The sequence below is a fragment of the Siphonobacter sp. BAB-5385 genome (genome assembly GCF_002261125.1).
Lineage (GTDB): Bacteria > Bacteroidota > Bacteroidia > Cytophagales > Spirosomataceae > Siphonobacter.
This window is the reverse complement of the sequence record NZ_NMPS01000173.1, coordinates 14,390-35,407: the sequence shown is the minus strand read 5'-3', so window position 1 is coordinate 35,407 and position 21,018 is coordinate 14,390. Positions and strand designations below refer to the sequence as shown.

General features: G+C 45.0%; 10 protein-coding genes and 1 pseudogene. 9 read left to right on the top strand and 2 right to left on the bottom strand.

Annotation, left to right across the window (positions count from 1 at the left end; genetic code table 11):
- Positions 1-169 precede the first annotated feature (169 nt).
- The gene (locus tag BWI93_RS17035) at positions 170-1,399 is read left to right on the top strand and encodes a DUF2130 domain-containing protein (protein WP_094813412.1); all 1,230 of its coding nucleotides are present in this window, start codon (positions 170-172) and stop codon (positions 1,397-1,399) included.
- 43 nt (positions 1,400-1,442) lie between these two features.
- Here the strand turns inward: BWI93_RS17035 and BWI93_RS17030 are convergent, their stop codons facing one another.
- Both BWI93_RS17030 and BWI93_RS17025 read right to left on the bottom strand, forming a co-directional pair.
- Positions 1,443-2,300: a hypothetical protein gene (locus BWI93_RS17030; RefSeq protein WP_094813410.1), complete on the bottom strand. Its 858-nt coding sequence runs from the start codon at positions 2,298-2,300 to the stop codon at positions 1,443-1,445.
- An 8-nt stretch (positions 2,301-2,308) separates the two neighbouring features.
- Positions 2,309-3,154 (bottom strand): HipA family kinase, encoded by an 846-nt coding sequence (locus BWI93_RS17025; protein WP_094813408.1) that lies wholly within the window; start codon positions 3,152-3,154, stop codon positions 2,309-2,311.
- Positions 3,155-3,325: 171 nt separating this feature from the next.
- Between BWI93_RS17025 and BWI93_RS17020 the strand changes: the two genes are divergently transcribed.
- From BWI93_RS17020 to BWI93_RS16980, 8 genes and pseudogenes are all read left to right on the top strand, one after another.
- Complete coding sequence (locus tag BWI93_RS17020; protein ID WP_176454248.1) at positions 3,326-4,489, top strand: restriction endonuclease subunit S; 1,164 nt, start codon at positions 3,326-3,328, stop codon at positions 4,487-4,489.
- 101 nt (positions 4,490-4,590) lie between these two features.
- Positions 4,591-6,161, top strand: a pseudogene (locus tag BWI93_RS17015) (N-6 DNA methylase).
- Positions 6,162-6,253: 92 nt separating this feature from the next.
- Positions 6,254-9,661 carry a DEAD/DEAH box helicase family protein gene (locus tag BWI93_RS17010; RefSeq protein WP_094813404.1) on the top strand — a complete coding sequence of 1,136 codons (3,408 nt, stop codon included), beginning with the start codon at positions 6,254-6,256 and terminating at the stop codon, positions 9,659-9,661.
- A 59-nt stretch (positions 9,662-9,720) separates the two neighbouring features.
- Positions 9,721-10,572, top strand: a complete 852-nt coding sequence (locus BWI93_RS17005) for a GIY-YIG nuclease family protein (RefSeq protein ID WP_094813402.1) — start codon at positions 9,721-9,723, stop codon at positions 10,570-10,572.
- Between the two features lie 867 nt (positions 10,573-11,439).
- Positions 11,440-12,342, top strand: a complete 903-nt coding sequence (locus tag BWI93_RS16995; protein WP_094813398.1) for a hypothetical protein — start codon at positions 11,440-11,442, stop codon at positions 12,340-12,342.
- Positions 12,343-12,638: 296 nt separating this feature from the next.
- The gene (locus BWI93_RS16990; RefSeq protein WP_141217501.1) at positions 12,639-13,442 is read left to right on the top strand and encodes a hypothetical protein; all 804 of its coding nucleotides are present in this window, start codon (positions 12,639-12,641) and stop codon (positions 13,440-13,442) included.
- Positions 13,439-14,293 carry a hypothetical protein gene (locus tag BWI93_RS16985; RefSeq protein ID WP_094813394.1) on the top strand — a complete coding sequence of 285 codons (855 nt, stop codon included), beginning with the start codon at positions 13,439-13,441 and terminating at the stop codon, positions 14,291-14,293. The genes BWI93_RS16990 and BWI93_RS16985 overlap by 4 nt, the downstream gene beginning before the upstream one ends.
- 2 nt (positions 14,294-14,295) lie before the next feature.
- On the top strand, positions 14,296-20,553 hold the full coding sequence (locus BWI93_RS16980) for a DEAD/DEAH box helicase (protein ID WP_094813392.1): 6,258 nt from the start codon (positions 14,296-14,298) through the stop codon (positions 20,551-20,553).
- Positions 20,554-21,018: the final 465 nt, after the last annotated feature.

Below are 21,018 nucleotides of genomic sequence, written 5' to 3'. Positions count from 1 at the left end.
ATAAAATCACTAAGCAATCACCTGTAAAATATTTATTATATTTTACATATTGTTGAAATACAGACATTTAAATGTAATTATATCACTTTTTTGAATCGTTTAATTTTTTAAGGCATATCCTTTTCATCAGTAAGGGCGAAATGAATTAATCACACCAAACCCCTTTCTTATGCAACAGCACATTCATTGCCCCCAGTGTCAGCACGAAATCAACATTGAGTCCGTATTAGCCGAACAGATTGAAGCTCGGTACCGCTCGAAGTGGTCCCTTCGTTCCGATGAATTGAATAAGCGGGCGTATGATCTGCACGCTCGTCAAACAGCTCTGGATGCGGAAGTTGAGCGAAAACTTTCTACGCAACGGCAAACCCTGGAAGCTCAGCTCCGCCAGTCGTTACAGCAGGAGCTGACGAGTAAAAACGCAGCCGAAACCCAGCAGCTTCGTCAGCAGCTATCCGATCAGTCGTCGCAAATCTCCCAGTTGCGTCGTCAGGAAGGCGAATTGCTTCGTAAACAGCGAGAACTGGAAGAAGCGAAGGCCGGCATGACGGCTGAACTGGAACGTCAATTAGCCAGCGAACGCCAGCAACTCGAAGCCCGAGCTATGGAGCGGGCTCAGCAACAATCGCAACTGGCCTTGCAGGAACGCGATACGTTGATTCGGCAGTTGAATGAACGCGTGGAAGACATGAAGCGGAAAATGGAGCAGGGCTCGATGCAGGTACAGGGCGAAGCTCAGGAAGCAGTGCTCGAGCAAGTGTTAAAAGCTGAGTTTCCCTTCGATGCTTTCGAGGAAATAAAGAAAGGGGAAAATGGAGCCGATTTAGTGCAAAGTGTTCGGAATGCTCACGGAAAGAGTTGCGGCACTATTCTCTACGAAAGTAAACGCACAAAGGTTTTCAATGACGACTGGCTTTCTAAGTTAAAAGCCGATATGCAACTGCGAAAGGCCGATGTGGGGGTGTTAGTCACGCAAACCTTACCCAAAGGCTGTACGCGTTTTGAGCTTCGCCAAGAAGGTATTGTCATCTGTACCCTGGAAGAAGTCATTGCCGTCTCGAAGCTGTTACGCAGTACGGTGATGCAGGTGGACAGTGTGAAGGTCGTGCAGGCCAATCAGGGTACGAAAACCCAGCGGTTGTATGAATACATGACCGGACGGGAGTTTGCCACGCACTTACGACTCATCCACGATGTCTTTGAAGGGTTCCGTCAGGAACTACAGCAGGAAAAAAAGCAGACACAAAGCCGCTGGAAACGACGTGAAAAGATGCTGGATTCGGTACTGGACTCCATGACCGGAATCGTGGGCTCGATTAACGGTATTGCCGGGCACGCACTGGCGGAGTTTGACGACTTTGAAGAACTTCCAGAACCTGCGGGTTTATTGGAAGAGTAATACGCAATCCACCGCGTGTACCGAAATACACGCGGTGGGCTCCCTACAAATAATCCGAAGCTTTGGAATAAGAATGCGATAAGATATACTGCGTAATCTGGGGTAGCTCAGCCGGAGAAACGATTTCAAACACGTCTTTCTTGATGGCCTTTACTTCCTGATAAAGCTCATACTGAGGCGTGTTGATTTCAGGAACTTCTGCCACTACTTTGTATTCCCCCGGTTTGTTGAATTTTTTCTGGGAGAGCTTGGTAAGGCTGGAGGCAAACACCTGAAACTCATTAAGATTCTTATTAATGGTTTCGTCGGAAGTAGAAAAGTCTACCGCCTGAATGGCTTGAAACGTACCATTCTTGGTCAGCAAACTCACCGTGACCTCTTTCAGAATTCCCTCCAGCTTGCTGGGTTCCACTTTGTATTCAATGTCTGCTTTCTCTTCGAGGGCCGGAATGGATAAGATCTCTTTGACTTTCGTACGTAGATTTTTCTTCGGAGCCGGTTTTGAGACGGAATAGGCCTCTCCTACAAAGGCTTCGTACAAAGGTGCAAAGCTTTGCTCAGTTAAAGCCATAGCTACGGGCATGGCCTCTCCAAATTGCAGCAGTCCATGACTGTATTGCTTGAGGTAGTTTAGGTATTCTTTCTGAAAAAGCTCTTTTTTAGGAAAAGCGTAGGTTTGAGCTGACATCGTATTCTGCTCATCTACGGTTTGCTTGAGCAAGTCCAGCGTTTCCTGTATAAAAGACTTGACCGAGGTTTTGCTGAGCTTACTGGCTACGGAAATTTTAGTCGCCGATACCTGGAACAAAACCTGTTCCGAAAGGCCCAGCAGGCCAATGGTGATTCGTTCCAGCGAAAGGGTATTGGTTTGAATATAAACGGGTACGATATAGGATTGCATGGTAGTACTTAAAAGGCTTTTAGACAAGAGTCAATCATGGCTTCAATCTGATCTAATCGTGGCTGATCAGACAAAAACATTACCATCCGCTTTTCAAGCGGTAACGGGATTTGCCAGCTCGGCGAAAAATCCCTGAAAGCGTTCGATATCGTGTGACTAGCAGTTTCACCGCACAAATGTAAAAACTCATGAGCTATGTTCAAACGTTCCACGGGCGGAATATGTTTCACAATAGATACAAAAAAGGGACTGGTGATGAGTCGGTCTCGGGCCGAAAAGGGCAATTGGGGATTGTAGAATCGCAGACCGTTTTCACCACCGAAAGCAAAGGCGTGATCGAAAGCGATGATTTGTCTTTTTTTCTCTACCGGAGCCGTCAGCAGGTTGTAATTATAGGCGTGTGGGGCAATGGAGCGACCTCGGTCGATGTTATCCACCCAGAGATCAAAAACAGCAATTCGAATGAGATCAGCGGGATTTTCAAGTTTAGAAAAGTCTCGCTCGGTTCGGATCAACTCCGTATCCCGAACCATATCCGCCCCCGGCACTTCCAACGACCCAAACAGAATACAGCCGGGCTTGGCGTATTTCCGGTTCTGAAGTAATTGCTTCGGATCAAAAGACTCCTCTTGCAATTCAATCAGGGCAATCGATGGAGTGGGTACCCCGAGCTGACGCAGAAACGAATGACAAATGACCTCGTACCCCAGCATGTCAATCTCTTCTTTCTTGACCGCTTTGCGATACTTGCAGTAATAAACCTGCCTGTCCTCACAGAGAAACTTCATGGGAGCGTGCCCATCCGTGGGCAGTTCTTCAATGAGCAGCAGGGTCTTGAGCGTAGGTAAAGACATGAAAAACAGAGAGGTACAATCAATGAACTGTTAACCTTTTCAATGAAAATTGGATACTAAACTAATTACTAACCTTGCATTAGTATCTCAGTTCGCGATTTTTTACTTTTGTAGATACGGCAGTTGTGGCTGCTATTAACTTTTAATTCAATGAAGATGAGTTGGAAAACGGTGAAGTTGGGAGAAGTATGCAAAATGAATAGTGGAGGTACACCTTCTCGAAGTAATAGTGAATTCTATGAAAATGGCACAATACCTTGGGCTAAAATTAGTGATATAGAAACCGCTCAAGGTGGATATATAATAGACACTGAAGAAAAAATAACTGAAAAAGGGTTAGCTTCTATCAACAATAGAATATTTGAAGAAAATACATTGCTATTAGCAATGTATGGATCAGTTGGTAAAGTAGGGATTACAGCTTGTTCGATGTCAACAAATCAGGCTATTTTAGGAATTAGACCAAATCATACCAATCAAGTTGATTTACAATACTTAAAGTTTTGGTTTGTGTCACAAAGAGATTTCCTTTTGAATAGAGCTGTTGGCGGAACATTGCAAAATATTTCATTAGGCATAGTTAAGTCCTTAGAAATTCCCCTCCCCCCCCTTTCCGAGCAAAAGCGAATTGCGGCGATTTTAGATCAGGCGGATGAGCTTCGGCAAAAAGACCGCCAGCTCCTGCAACACTATAATCAATTGATTCAAAGTACGTTTCTGGAGATGTTCGGGGATCCGGTGAGTAATCCTATGGGGTGGGAAGTGAAAAAATTAGGAGATTTTGGCATAGCTCGCTTAGGGAAAATGCTTGATTCAAAAAAGCAGACTGGCAATAATACTTTCCCATATTTAGGAAATTCAAATGTTCTTTGGGGTAGGTTCAAGCTAAATAACCTAGCAAAAATGGACTTTTCTGAAGACGAACGAGAAGAGTTTAAACTAAGACCAGGTGATTTATTAATTTGTGAAGGTGGCGAAGTAGGTAGATGTGCTATTTGGAAAGATCAATTAACTGATATTTATTTTCAAAAAGCTATACACAGACTAAGATTAAATCTTGAAACAGCCGATCCTCTTTTTATACAATTCTTGTTTAGATATTATTGTGACAATAATCAGTTGAAAGACTTTGTAACAATATCAACAATTGCTCATTTAACTGGAGTTAAATTGAAACAAATTCCTTTTATATTACCTCCTATTCAATTACAAAATGAGTTCGCTCAAATAGTCACCGAAATAGAAGAACAAAAGGAAATCGTTCAGCGACAATTAGAATCCAGTGAAGCCTTATTTCAAAGCTTATTAAGCAAAGCATTCGCTGGAGAAGTATAAAAAACGGTAGAAACTTTCTAGAGAAGATCTCTACAAATTACCAACGATTAGACGGTTGTTAGCAAACTATCTCAACAACCCTCCCCTAACAACGAACCACTATGTTAACTGGCGAAAAACGCTCTCAAATAGATCGCATCTGGAATACCTTCTGGTCGGGAGGCATCTCTAACCCGCTCACCGTTATCGAGCAATTCACGTATTTGTTATTCATCAAACGGCTCGATGATCTTCAAATTACTAAAGAGTTTAAAGCTTCCTTGTTGGGCGAAGACATTACCGATCCGGTGTACCCCGAATCAGACTATCATCTCCGCTGGAGCCGGTTCAAAGAACTGGAATCCAGCGAAATGCTGAATCTGTTTACGCAGAAAGACGGCGTTTTTGATTTCATGCGAAACTACGCCGGCAGCGATTTTCAGCGATTCATGAAGGGGGCCACCTTTCTTATTCCTAACGCCCGCCTGCTCCAGCAAGTTGTCGATCTTATCGATCAGGTTTCCATGACCGATCAGGATACGAAAGGCGATATTTACGAGTACCTGCTCAGTAAGCTTTCGGTCGCCAAGCAGGCTGGGCAATTCCGCACGCCGCGGCACATTATCAAGCTGATTGTGGAGTTAATGGCTCCCACCCCAAAGACATCGTGTGCGATCCCTCGGCGGGTTCCTGCGGCTTCCTGGTCGGCACCGCCGAATACCTGAGTCAGCATTACCGTCAGGAGATTTTCGGTAATCCGGCGGCGAAAGAACACTTTGAAAAAAGCCTGTTCATGGGTATGGAATTCGACGCCACCATGATCCGGATCGGGGCCATGAACCTGCTTCAGCACGGCATCGAATCGCCCCAGCTCTACGACGTAGACGCCCTTTCGGAAGCCAACAGTGCCTTCGTGGAAAAAGCCAGTCTGATTCTGGCCAACCCGCCCTTCAAGGGAACGCTCGATCAGGAAGCCGTAGAAAAAAACATCGCCGCTACCGTTTCCACGAAAAAGACGGAATTGCTGTTCCTGGCTTTAATCCTTCGCGGCCTTAAGATTGGCGGTCGGGCCGCCGTAATCGTACCCGATGGCGTTCTGTTCGGTTCTTCTAAAGCTCATACGCAGATCCGGAAAGAAATCATTGAGAATCATCAGCTTCAGGCGGTTATCTCGTTACCTTCCGGCGTGTTCAAACCGTATGCGGGGGTTAGCACGGCGGTTCTGATCTTCACCAAAACGAATTCGGGCGGTACGCAAAACGTGTGGTTCTACGACCTGAAAGCCGATGGCTACAGCCTGGACGACAAGCGGCAGCCGCTGGGCTTCCAGCCCCAAACGCTGGAAACGGACGGTCAAACCGCCAAGTCCGACTGGACGCTGTTTGACGAATGGCTGGCCGGAAGTAAGCACGAAGACAATAACCTGGCGGATGTCTTAACCCGCTGGCAGAACCTCAGCGAAGAAGCCAGCCGCAGCCGCACCGAGCAAAGCTTTTTGGTGCCCCTGGAAGAAATTCGGGCGAATGGCTACGACCTGAGCATCAACCGATACAAAGAAGTGGTATACGAAGCCAAAACCTACGACCGGCCCGAGGACATCATCGAGCAAATTCAGGAGCTTGACCGGCAGCGTCAATCAGCCCTGGAGTTACTCAAGGAAATGTTAAGTAAAGACAGCGTAGTCAACGCTTAGTCCAGTTTCTGAAGCGGCTGGACTGAGGTTCAGCCGCTTCCTTTTCTCTACCGTCCGTACCCGTAAAACATTACCCGACCTACACCACTACTATGAAATCTAATTTCTCTTTTTTAAAAGCGGAATGGACCTCTTTGGCGAAAGACGCCCTTCAAGCTGAGAAATATGTTTTTAGCGATCCCAAAGCTTCCGCCATGTACGCTCGCAACGTACTTGAAAACCTGCTTCGCTGGCTGTATGAAACGGATTCCTCCCTGGATCTACCTAAAAAAGAACAACCCAACATCAACGACTTACTGCACGAATACAGTTTCAAAAATTCCTACGGTATTCAGTTCGGTAAAGAATTACATCTGATTCGGAAGGTTGGTAATACGGCTGCTCATACCAGTAGTCACATCCCCATCACGCCGGAGGAATCCCTGGCCTGCGTCAAGTATCTGTTCCGATTCTCGCTCTTCATTGTCCGTACCTTCGCCGAATACCCTCCCGAAGCCCAAAGCTTTGATGAATCGTTGATTCCAACCAGCTCTGACAGCCTATTGCAAAAAGAGCTGGAGCAATTGAAAGCTCAGGTACTGGCGGCGGCTCAGGAATTAGAACGCAGTAAAATTATACAAACCGAGCAGGAAGATGAGTTACAGCAACTCCGCGAGAAGCAACTCAAATATGAAGAACGCCGTCAGCACAATGGCCAGGTTGCTGCACCTCAGGTACTCAGCGAAGCCCAGACACGGGATTTATACATCAATCTGCTGTTGAAAGAAGCCGCCTGGAATCCGTTGGCTGCCCGCACCAGTGAGTTTGCCATCCACGCTGTGGATGATGAAACCGGCGAGATAAAGCTGTTAAAGGCTGATTACGTCTTATGGGGCGATGATGGGAAACCTTTGGCTGTCGTTGAAGCCAAACGCACACGGGTGCAAGTAGAAAAGGGCCGGGGGCAGGCTATTCGCTACGCGGATGCTTTGCAAAAAGAATACGGTCAGCGTCCGCTGATCTACTATACCAATGGTTTTGATACGTACTTTCTGGATGATCTGAGATACCCACCGAGAAAAGTATACGGCTTTCATAAAAAAGAAGAAATGCAGCGGGCCATCTTCCGACGGACCCAGCAAAAGTCCCTACATGAGATTCCGGTAAATCAAACCATTGCCAACCGTTACTATCAAAAACGGGCGATTAAGCGAGTAAGTGAACGCTTTGAGGACGAAAATCAACGAAGAGCCTTACTGGTCATGGCTACGGGTACGGGCAAAACCCGGGTATCAGCAGCTATTGTAGACGTATTATCAAAAGCGAACTGGGCGAAGCGGATTCTATTTCTGGCGGATCGGAATGCATTAGTCACGCAGGCAAAGGAAGATTTCAATAAGAACCTGCCTTCGCTTACCAGTATTGACCTGACTAAAGACGATGATTTAGGAGAAGCCCGGATTGTCTTTTCTACGTATCAGACCATACTCAATCGGATTGATACCGACTACGAAAACGGGCAACGTTTATACGGCATCGGTCATTTCGATTTAGTGGTAATCGATGAAGCTCACCGTTCGATATACGACAAATACGGAAGCCTATTTGAATACTTCGATGCCCTATATCTGGGACTGACGGCTACACCCAAAGACGAAACGGACCGGGACACTTATGCTATTTTTCATTGTGAATCAAGCCAGCCCACGGATGCCTATGAGTACGCTACGGCCGTAGCCGATGGCTTTCTTGTACCTATTAAAAAAGTAGAACTGGGTCTTAAATTCCCGACTTCCGGCATTCGATACGCCGAATTGACGGCCGAAGAAAAAGAAGAGTATGAACGCAAATTTCGTGACCCCCTAACGGGTGAAATTCCCGATCAGGTAGATGGCCGAGCCATTAATTCCTGGCTCTTCAATACCGATACCGTTGATAAAGTTTGGGAGGCTCTGCTAACCCATGGAAAGTATGTGGAAGGCGGTGAAAAGATCGGTAAAACCATTGTTTTTGCCCGTAACCACCGACACGCGGAGTTTTTGAAAGAACGTTTTGATACGCGTTACCCGCAATTTCAAAAGGGAAGTCAGCCAGGCCAGTTTGCGGAAGTCATTGATAACTACAACAGTGAATCCGAGAACCTGATCAAAAACTTTAAAAACAAAGATAGACGTCCTCAGATTGCCATTTCCGTCGATATGCTCGATACGGGAATTGACGTACCGGAGGTAGTTAATCTCGTGTTTTTCAAACCCGTATATTCGGCTTCGAAATTCTGGCAGATGTTGGGCCGGGGCACGCGGTTATGCAGAGATTTGTATGGTCCGGATGATGATAAAAAGGATTTTTACGTATTCGACGTTTGTCAAGTTTTTGATTTCTTCGATCAGAATCCTGAAGGTATCAAGCCTAGCCGAACGGTTTCTCTGAGCGAAAAGCTTTTTACATCCCGTACAGAGCTGGTGTATTTACTACAACAGTCCCGGCCTACACATGAGGATGCAACTCTGGCCGCCCGGGTTATTGATTCGTATCTGCATCGTCAAACGAGCAATTTAGATCCGCAGCGATTTGAGGTGCAAATGCATTGGCGGGCCGTTGAGACCTTCAACCAGCGAGATGCCTGGAATGGCTTACGGGAAAAAGATATTCGGGAAGTAACCGAGCACATTGCCCCCTTGGTTCATGACCAGCAGTCACACGAATTAACTAAACGCTTTGATCTCCTAATGCTCTCGCTTCAGCTGGCTACGTTGCGGTCAGATCCTACGCGTCTGAGGTACATTAACCGCGTACAGGACATTGCCAGGGATTTTGTTGAGAATAAAAGTAATGTGCCGCTGGTGGCTGCTCACCTCTCTTCCATCAAAGCAGTATTACAACCTGAATTCTGGCATGAGGTCAGTATAACTAGTTTAGAGCAAATCCGGGAAGAATGGCGGGAATTAATGGTTTTACTTGGTTCTGAAAAACAGGAACTCGTCTTTACCTCTTTCCAGGATGAATTAATGACGGACATTGAAGTAAAAGAATTCAGAGGTTCTTACGGGAATCTGGAGAGTCATTATGCCAAATTGAGACGAATCATTCTGGAGAACAGTGACCACCTGACCATTCGAAAATTACACAAGGGCCTGCCTATCACTCAGGCAGAATTAGCGGAGCTGGATCGTATGTTGTTTGAGGGAGCGGGCTTCGATTCCCGAACGGCCTTTGAGAAAGAACTAGGTAATCAACCCCTGGGTCTATTCGTCCGCAGTATCGTTGGCTTAGATCGATCTGCAGCGAAGGAGGCTTTTTCAGTTTTTCTTCAAAACGGCCCCCTAACTTCTACCCAAATGAATTTCATCAATGAACTCATCGATTTACTAACGCAACAGGGTTCAGTTCATCCCAGATTACTCTTTGAAGCTCCTTTTACGCATTATCATCAGGATGGCGTACAAGGGGTCTTCCAGGAAAAGTCTTCTTTGCTCATTGAGAAATTGAAGCGGATTAATGAGTTTTCGAATGTGAGTTGATAATTTAATCAGGACGTTCTATTCTACTTTTTATTCATACTTTTTTCAAGAATTTACGCATGGCCTCCTACGGTAAAACAATACGTCTGTTTCTGGTTGATGGCACTCCCAATGGTTTAACTACCGCAGAACTTAGCAATTGGACTGGGATTGGCGTAAAGATACCTCGGATTAAACTCAAGGAATACCGAAACAGACCTGAATTCCAAAAGCCTGGCGTATACCTACTAATGGGTAAGGGGATTGATAATGAAGATAAGGCTTACATTGGAGAAGCAGAAGTGGTCATTACACGGCTGGAAGATCATTTACGCAGTAAAGACTTTTGGAATGAAGTTATTTTCTTCAGCAGCAAAGACAAATATCTCAATAAAGCCAGTGTAAAGTATCTGGAGAACCGACTTTACGAATTAGCTCGTGCAGCTAACCGGTATACGATTGAACAGAATATACCTACTCGCTCAGAACTATCTGAAGCCGAACAAGCTGAACTAGAAGAATTTCTAGACTACATTAAATTATTAACCGCAACACTCGGTCACCGAATTTTTGAAACACTAGAAGAAACCGTCGAATCTACTCAAGTGAGTAAAGCTGTTTTTTACTGTAAAATAACGGCTGGTGCTCTAGCCAAAGGAAGCCCTTCTACCGAAGGTTTTGTGGTCTATAAAGACTCCTTGTTTATGTCACAAGAGCAGTCTTCACTTTCAAAAAGCATTCGTGTTGAGCGTCAAAAAATGATTGAAGAAGGTTTACTGGTATTAGAAGGTAACCTTTATGTTCTGCAACAGGATTATATCTTCACTTCTTCTTCCAGAGCTGCCGACGCCATCCTTACCCGATCCGCCAGCGGCCCTCAGGAATGGAAAAGTGAAGCAGGAATACCGCTTAAACAATTTGAACAGAGCTAATTATATATTAAATCATGCCTATAATATCCTTCGTTTTATGCTAAGATTCAACTCCGTACCAGTAATGACCCCTTGAACGAAGGATTAGTACAGGAAAAGGTATGTTAACCTTTTCCTGTATATAGATATATAATTATACAAGCAACTCTTGTTTCAATAGTTTGCCTTATACTCAGTGTGAACTACTATACAAACGATTTTAGTTATCTTAAATCACTAATGCTTTAACCCTCATCTTTACTATGAACCTATTCTTTTCTAAAACTTTCCTTTGCCGGTACTTCGGCTTACTTACTCTTTTAATCATTTCTATTCGATAAGTATTCCTTTATTTTTTTGATTATCAATCACTTACCTATGAACGCATTTTGTCGTTTCGTCGGTAAAATGTTTGCTCCTTGTAAATCACAATTTCTTAGCCTTCTTCTATAATTTATGTTGACTATAGCAGCTAATACGGCATTTTTGCAAACGTTTTTAACCCAAAGAAACCTGCGTATTCCAAAGGGTACTGCGTTATATACGTATAAAACAACGCAGGAGGAGTATGAATCATTACGAACGCTCTTAGCGACTATGGTACTCACGGACCAGACTGCTGCTTGTTTTGTACTGTTTGCGGCCGAGTGGTGGCGGCGTCACTATAAGGGTGGGTTCTGGGAATGGCTCCCTATCTTTGAGCAAATCCGACGACCCGAATGGAACACGCCCGCCCGGCGGGATGATTTAATGCGTAAAGGCTGTAGGTACTGGAACAGACCCATCTTCCAACACGACACAGGTCCTAATTCTTTTACTGGGTTACACTAGTTTTTTGAATCTGGTTTACCGCTAGGTTTATTAAGTCATGAAGGATATATTAAAGACTTGCTGGTAAAATCGTTTTCATTTTTACAAACCTACCATACCCGTAAAGAGGATACGTTTGACTGCATTGGTGAGCTGGCAGGAACGCTGCCTAAGGCACTGCGAGGGGAAGCGTTTTACGAACTAGTATATAAAGTAATTGACCCGCTACTAGAATTTAAAAATAGGTATGATTTAGGCCGACAGCCTGAACCCTTAAGCTATCTAAATGAATGCTTGCCGCAATGGCGGGAAAAACTGCCCCTACGAATTGATGATAGTCCGAGTGCAGCCTCATTTTTGGATGATTTACTGGTGGATGTGGTTCGTATCAAAAAGGAAGAAGCATCTAAAATCAACGTATTCTACAGGTTGACCCAAACTTCAAATGGGTGGCAGATACGCTCGATTCTTTCGCTCCAGAACGGCTTCTACAAACCTGCAAATCTAAAAATCGATGAGCAAGCGTACGAAGCGTTATCGGGTAAAGTATTCATCAAAATTGGTACGAATGAAGCTGATCAACTGATTGGAGTGGGCTTCAAAACCGGTACCGGCGACTTATCCATTCAAGGTTTACAACACTACTTATTACCACCTTTTATATACCAGAAACCCTGGCGACTGCTTTTTACCGACGCTCAAACCGATTTTCAGGCAGTGGTTCATTTACCATTCAGTGACGGTTTTGATGAACGCCAGCCCTGGGTATTTAGTCATACCGAGGAGCCTGAATTAAAAGGGCTGGGTAGCACACGGCTGTCTACTAACCAAGCCCTTGTCATTTGCCCTAATGATTTCATTCCCAAGGGAGAGCCGGAAAAGATTATTCATTGGGGTGCCTTCTCCCCCAGCCAAACCCTCTACGCCATTACGGGCACCTACCTGTTCGAAGATCCGCAGGAGCTCAGGTGTTTCGGGTGAAACTAGCCGAACCCAGTGAAGATTCGTATTATATCTCCATCCAACCCCAAACTCGTACGCTCCCATTTTATTCCAAAAAGAATGCGAATGTATTTCTAGGATTTCCCCGAATCCGTAGGGTAATCGGTAACCGGGCAGTATCTCTCCGAGATACGCTGCAATACAAAAGTCGGGGAATCTGGACCAACCTCCCGGTAAATGGATGCCCAATTGGTCGTTTTAAAGTACGCAGTGTGGGGGCCGAGGGTGAGGTTATTTTTTGTCGAGAAATCACCGTACTACCAGCCAATTTTCAAGTGCGTTTTGAAGGACAACAAATACTAATTTGCAATACAGCCGATCTTCGCCTGAGCGTAGATTGCCAAGGGCTAGATGCGGAACCGGAGATCATCAAAGACGGCAGCGATTATCGAATCAAGGTAAAAGAAGGAAGCCAGGGAGAGCTGCTTCGACTACGCCTTGTTCCCCAGACTACCCATGAGCTTACGCTAGTAGTACCTTATCCTTCAGTACAAAGTTGCTTTAAAGATGGTCAGGGGCTACTCATGACTAACTATCAGAAAGTGGATGTACAAAGCTTACTGGGAACGCAACTTACGGTAAACAATATCACGGCTCAAACTCAGTTAAGTCATCTCACATTTACGCTTCAGGATATTCACAACCGAGATGCCTCACTTCATCAGCTGAGCAGACGCATTAAAATTGAGCCTTTCAGTAACCAGGAACTTTCACTACTCAGCTATAAAAGTGACATCGAGCGGCTGCTATCGTATGGCCAAGGCATTGACGCACAGGTTCGGATTCAGTATAACGGGGGTTTGAGTATTTGCGTCGGCTTATATACGCACAGCACAGGTTATAATCCAGAAACAAGTTGTATTCGAGTGACGGGTACTGTTTTCCCAACGGCAGGCATTTCTTTACAGGCTTTATGTTTGGATGAACGGTTTACCCAGCAAAAGCTTATTTCGCTTTCCTGGGATGAAGAGGGTTGGCGTTTGCCTGAATACGCCCAGGGCCGATGGTTTTATTTTTCAAGCCAGGATTCACCCTTGGCCTTACGGCCTGGGGTAGCGATTCGGGCAGAAAAGGGTTGAAAGAACCCCCCGAAACGATTGCAGAATTTCATGAGGCTTCCTCGTTTTCCTTTAAAGATCGTCAACGACTATTTATTGATTTATTCGACCGAATTGCCTACGATTTTGCGAATGTAAACTGGATTACACTTCAGGAGCTGTATCAAGCAACGAAACATCTGGCCTTCACAGCTTTGGACGTGTGGCCGGCTCTGGTCAAATCAGAAAAAGCCATAGTTCACTTTTTTCTTTGTTTTGAATCCGCTACCATCGCTCGGCTTAGTCAGCAGGTCTCGGTCAATTGGCACAAGATGCCGGTGCACGTATGGGTAGAAGGGTTCCGAGCGTACCACCAATACCTGCTTCAAACGCTGCCCGAAGCAGTGGTTCAGATTATTCTTCAGCAAAAGCTTCAAGAGCTTGAAATCGGCTATTCTTTGAAGAGCTTGGCTCAGATTATTCGTTACCAAGTATTGGAAGAAGCCATGAGCCCGGAGTTTACTGTGTGTCAGCACAGCCTCATTCTGTCTAGCATGATTCAGAATGTAATCTTCGGTAGCCAAGGTATTGTGGGTCTGCTCCAAAAGCACCAAAACCGGGTACCCACGCATTTACAAGCGGAACTCGAAGAACGATTCAAACTTTTACCTGCCCCACTAAGAGCCTTATTGCCTCCCGTACCTCAGCATTACTTACGTCCACTGGTATACTTACCGGTAGTACTGGCCTTTCAATCGGTGCATCCGGATGCTCTGAGTTTAGCCGAACTGGAGCCCTACCCCTGTTCTTGCCTGATTGGCTTTGACGAGTCCTTCTTTGAATATCTCTATAATTTAACCCAGGCCTACTGCTGGTTAACCCGTACCCCTTAGTGATGAAACCTTACTTTCAAGCTCTTTTTAACGACATTCAAAGTCGTTCGGTAGAAGCAACGCTCGGTACCTTAGGAATTAAGTCTAAACCCCTTCGTCAGCACATTCAGAAGCAATTGGCTTACGAGCTGAGTTCAGGTAACCGAATGCTGGGGGATCCTGTATTTGAGCCCGTTTTTCCATGGACGCCCAGCGAGTTTACTTTTCAGCAATTGGCCGATGAGCAAAAACTTCGAGCATCGCTAGTTCAGGCCTTGGATCAGGAGCACACTAACGTGCCCTTTGATACGTACAAGCTTGACCTATCGGGCCAGGCTTTAAAATCCTATTATAAGCCCTATACACACCAGGTAAGGGCCTGGAACACTCTGGCTCAAGAAAAGCCCACATCGATTGTAGTAACTAGTGGTACCGGTTCGGGTAAAACAGAGTGTTTTATGGTTCCGATACTCAATGATTTGGTCGGACAAATTGAATCCGGAGGGGGCTCTTTGGAAGGCGTTCAAGCCCTTTTTATTTATCCCTTAAATGCCCTGATTAATAGCCAGCGGGAACGGTTGCTAGCTTGGACGTATGCGTATGAGAGTAAACTGCGTTTTTGCCTGTACAATGGAACTACACCGGAAAGATTATCGGCTACTGTTCTCAAGGAGCGGCCCCGTAGCGAAGTCTACGACCGGCAGACGCTCTGGCAATCGCCCCCGCCTATGCTCATTACGAATCCTACGATGTTGGAATACATGCTCATTCGTCGTCAGGATCGTCCCATTTTAGAAAAATCACAGGGCAAACTCAAATACATTGTACTTGACGAAGCTCACACCTATATTGGTTCTCAGGCGGCCGAGCTGGCCTTGCTCATCCGGCGGGTTTTAATTGGATTTGGTGTGGCGGCCAAAGATGTACGATTTATTGCCACGTCCGCTACGATTGGATCTGATGAAGAAGCGACAGATCGGCTTAAGCAATACTTGGCGGATCTGGGGGGCATTGCAAAAGATTCCATTGAAGTCATCGATGGTAGCCGAATGGTGCCGCCCCTGGAGGTAACGCCGCTCAACCAAGACAGTCTGCCAGCCTTACAAGCCCTACCCGATGAAGACCTGGGAAATGCCGTAGCAAACAATCAAACGGCTCGTCGCTTGCGTAATTTTCTTCTGGATCAAGGCAAACCCAAGCCTCGTAAACTCTCCGACATAGCGAATCATCTCGGTGCCTCTAATACCGATTCTGAAACCCGCCAACGAGAGGCGTTGGGCTGGCTTGACCTAGCCTCATCAAACCAGGTCCAAACGGATAGTAGTCAGGGCCGGGTGCATTTTCTACCGCTACGAGGCCATTTCTTTCACAAAGTTTTACACGGACTTTGGGCTTGTACGGATAAAAATTGTACTAAAAAACATGGTACCTCGCTGATGGATCCGAGCTGGGGGTTCGGGTATGTATATACGCAACAACGACTTACCTGTGACTGCGGAGCTCCGGTATACGAATTGATCTTTTGCAATGAATGCAATGCTGGACATTTACGGGCTCGCCTGGAAACCACCTCAAAAGGCCAAAATAAACTGATTCAAACCGGCCTGGAGGATGTCGATGATTTTCAATTCGATTTGGACTTGCCCGATGATGGGAATGATCGACTGGAGAAACCCTTAAATTCCGCATCAGTAATCATAAGCCAGCGTTCACACGATCATTTCAGCAAATCCACCTTAAACTCCAAAGGAATTCTTGATTCGTCAAAGGCCGAGCAGCCCCTCCATATCTACTGGACCCAGCAAGCCGAGTTTTGTACAAGTTGTGATTTTAAAGGGCAGGGACAACAGGAACCTTTCCGCCCGGCCCGTCTGGGAATGCCCTTCTACACCAGCTCCCTAGTCCCTACTTTACTCGAATATCTACCCGATGGAGACAAGCCCTTAGAAAGACCCATGCGTGGACGAACACTTATTACGTTCACGGATAGTCGACAGGGAACGGCTCGTATTGCTGTGAAAATGCAGCAGGACGCTGAACGGCTTAAAGGTAGAGCTTTGGTCTATCAAAAATTGCAGAGAAATCGTAATCAAGCGGAGATAGATTCGATTCGGACGCAACTTCAAAATCTTGAACCACTAGCTCAGACAGTACCCGCCTTAAAAGATACCTTACAGAAGCTTCGAGTGGATTTGGTTCGCCTGGAAGAGAAGACCGTTAGCTGGCATGAAATGCTTCAGTGGCTTACTCGCGAACAAGACATAGGTCGGATGTACGAGTACTACCGTGAACTGGAACCCGACGTTTTTCATACGAACCAGATAATGGCTCAATTGCTTTTGGTACGCGAGTTTGGTCGCCGACCTAAGCGAGCTAACTCTTTGGAAACCTTAGGATTATGTGCCGTAAGCTATAAAGGGCTAGATCAAATTGTTGCAGCTCCTGATCATTGGGAAAACCATGGCCTTACCTTTTCAGACTGGAAAGATTTTCTAAAAATCTGTCTGGACTTTTACGTTCGGGATGGCGGTTACGTTCGACTGGAGCAAGCGTGGTTAAATTGGATAGGCACCCGACTTATTTCACGGTATTTATTAGCTCCTTCGAGCCAGGAAAGTACAGATCGGAATAACCAAAGATGGGCTTCATACTCCAGAAAACAAGGTATTCGTCAACACCGTACCATTCGATTATTAGCGTATATCCTTAAGTTTGATCTGGAAAACCTTACGCATCTTCAGATCGAGACGCTGGAATACTTCATGGAAAGGGCCTGGCATGATTTGACTTTTAAATCGCAAATTCTGGAAAGCGATTCTGCCGGCAAGTTTCAGTTACCCTTAGAAAAATTTGAATTTAAAACCGTCACTCAGGCTTGGCAGTGTCCGGTAACCCTCCGCGTGTTGGATACTACCTTAAACGGCGTTACACCCTACTTACCTACTGGAGCAAAAGCGGGACAGTACCAATGTACCCCCATTCAAATGCCAACTGTACCAGAGGCTCAAGCTCAGGTTTACCCAGCAATCACTCAGGAAATAAGAGACTGGCTGCGTACTGACCCCACCGTAGAGAGCCTAAGGTGCATTGGCGTATGGACCGAACAAAGTGATCGAATTGCGGACGGCGGTTATTTTTACCGAACTGCCGAACACTCGGCTCAGCAAGCATCCCATAAACTGCAACGGTACGAACGCTTATTCAAAGCGGGCGAAATTAATGTACTTAGCTGCTCTACAACCATGGAAATGGGCGTAGACATCGGTGGACTTACCATTGTCTACAATAATAACGTTCCACCCCATCCTTCGAACTACCTACAACGGGCTGGACGAGCGGGACGGCGGAAGGAATCTCGCTCGCTATCGCTCACCTTATGCAAAAACAATCCGCTGGATCAGCAAGTATTTCGTAATCCGCTTTGGCCCTTTACGGCTAAAATGAAACAACCTAAGATTACGTTAGAAAGTGATCGAATTGTACAAAGGCACCTCAACGCCTGGTTGTTCGGCCACTTTATCAATGACCAGCTCCAACTCACTGGCAATGCCGTTAAACTGACTACTCATTGGTTCTTTAATCCCAGTGACGGTACGCTTTCGATCGGACAACGCATGAAAAACTGGCTTAAGGGCCTAGCCGATACAGCAGTAGATGCCACCACGAAACAAGCACTGGATGCCATTCGACGAATTACCGTTCTGGACCCCGAGTCCCTAGAAACACTTTGCAGAAAAGCAGCTCACTGTCTGGAAGACATTGAAGAGAAATGGTTAAATGAACTACATTACCTAGAAACGGAACTGGTAGCTTCAAGTGATAGTGACGCAAAAACGCCCTATGGAAAACGTATTTCGTTTGACTTAAAGCGTCATAAAGAAGAATACCTATTAACGGAACTCATTACAGGAGGTTTCCTACCAGGGTACGGTTTTCCTACTAATATTGCAACTTTCAATCCGTATACCATCGCTAACTTTCAGCGAGCTACTTCGCTACAAAATGTCTCTACACAGCGGGAAGACAATGGCGGGCGGATTAAAGACAAGCCCACCCGAGGAATTGCTCTGGCCTTAAGTGAGTACGCTCCGGGTGCTGAGATTGTATTAGATGGCCGGGTATTTACTTCAAAAGGAATTACGCTAAACTGGCATAGCCCTGATGACAGCGTGAAAGAAGTCCAACAACTAAAGACAGCCTGGCGGTGCTCACATTGCGGGGCGTCAGGGGTAGCCGGGCCTAGCTTCTCCGATGCTTGTACCGAATGCGGCCAATCTTTAACTGGTCAAAGAGAAGATAAGAACGTATTAACCTATATTGAACCCACCGGCTTTGCTACGGGCTTTTACGAGAAGGTGACTAACAATGTTTCGCAGCAGAAATATTTACCGACTCAGACTCCATGGATTAACACAACTACGTCAATTGTTCCACTGCCTAATCCTTCCCTGGGATTTTATAAAAACGACGAACGTGGTCAGATTTTCTATCATAACTCCGGGCAGTGGGGTAAGGGTTTTGCCGTTTGTTTAGCCTGTGGATATGCCGAGTCCATGAATGAAGATGGAAGTATGCCTGCTAACTTTAGTCACCACAAAAAACTAAGAGGTAAACAAGCCGGGCGTCATGAAGGAGAAATGTACTGTACCCCCGACACATATAGTATACAACGTCAGATACATTTAGGGCATGTTCATCACACCGATGTATTCGAGCTTTTTATCAAAGACACCAATCAGGAATTTTTGTTAACCGATGTACCTGAGAATCTAGATTTATCCTGGTCTTTAGGTATCGCCCTCCGGCACGGATTGACCCAAGCCCTGGGTGTTAATGCTGAAGAAATGGGTGTACTAATCCGCCCGGTTCGCAATCAGCAACTGGACGATCGGCCCATGTATAGCATTTGTCTGTATGATACTAATGGGGGTGGCTCGGGATTTGCCTCTCAGGCTCCTCATTTTCTGTCAGAAATGTTTGCTAATGCCAAGCGGTTGTTAGAATGTACGGCTGATTGTCAAAATGCCTGTGAGAGTTGCCTCTTACAACATGACGCACAAAAAGTGGCCACAAAGCTTGATCGCCACAAAGCTTTACAACTGTTAACTGATGTTTTCATTAAAAACTTAGGCCTAAAAGCTCAGGATCAACTCCTGGGTTCTGCTTCCAAGTACTGCGTTTACAATCTTCAGCAGGCTTTAGGTTATCGAAGGACCGAATCAGACGAGGAGGTTTTGCAACTACTTTTAGGTGGGGACTGTACGCAATGGAATAGTACAGAGTCCTCTTTACGCAAATGGCTAAGCGACTATCTGAAGAAATTTGCAGGCCTTGAACTTTGGCTACATACGGATCAGCTACAGTCTCTCGATGAGGATCAGAAAAGGGATTTATACAGCCTCCTATCAATCGATAGCCGGATTTCTTTGCATGTGCTAGACACACCAATGGCTCTAGAAGTAGGCCACCTTGCCGCTCTGATAGGAAGAAATCAAAACTGCTTATTAGCTTTTGCTACTACTTCTTCAGAGGCCCTTGCATTAAATGAAAACTGGGGAAAAACTGATGGACATCTGTTAGTAAGAAGTTCCGAATTTTCTTCATTACTTATTGGTTCTCTAGTAGATAAACATACCCTATTGCCTATTAGCAATCCAGATGTAGTAGAAATAGTTATCGATACTCAACTCAACGGCAGCTTAGCAGAGTTTGGTCAGAAGTTTTGGAAATTAATTGAAAAACAAGCTGCAGGACATATAGCAGATTTTGGTAAAAACACCATATCTTCTATTTACTATACCGATCGTTATTTGGTTTCTCCTTTAACCGTTACATTACTAGCTCAAATTTTAAAAGCTCTTCCTTTTTCGGTAGATGAAGACGCATGGATGGAAGTAAAAGTGCTTGACTCTTCCGAAAAGCAAATTTTAAGCACTCGTAAAATTTATTCAAATTGGTATCCCCATGAAAGGAATTCGCGGAAAGATTTTACTCAAGCAATATTGGAAGAAACATCCATAGATTGCATAGTCACGAACTGCACTAACACAAAAGAGATGAGTCATGCTCGTAATCTCGAGCTCTATTTTAAAAATGGAAATCGTTTAACACTTCGGTTTGATCAAGGCCTAGGTTACTGGCAAAGTGATGCCCTTCTATTCCCTTTTACATCATCCGTAGATGAACAATTAAAGACAGTCCACGATAACCTTACTAAGGTAAGAGTGCGTAACGGACAGGAATATTGCACTTACGTTTTTTGTAAGAAGAGAAACAGGTGACCTGGGTTTATTACTACTGATTTAAAAATTTGAAACTAATATCTAAGAGCTAACTAATATTTTAAAAATACTTCGTTGTTAGCTTTTAAGAGTAATTATTAGTACCTATAAATAATGATGAAACTATGTAATAGAGTTGCCACCATATTCTATTGTAGAGTTTCATCATTATTTATAACTAAATATAGTTTATTTTTTAACATATATATACCTTATAAAAATCATGTGAGAATGATGAGCAATCAATCCTCAAACCTATGAACAGTTGTGTAACTACTAGTTTCATTATAAAATATTCTCTCAAGTGTATAATAAAATACTTGTATTCTAAATAAAAAGTAATCTCAGCTATTTAAAGCTCTGATCTAACGGTTAATTTGATTAGTCTAAGCATTAAGTTGACAATTCGGCATCCCCTCGCGTTTAGCCTACTTTCTCAGGTCTGCTAGAGTTACTACTATAATA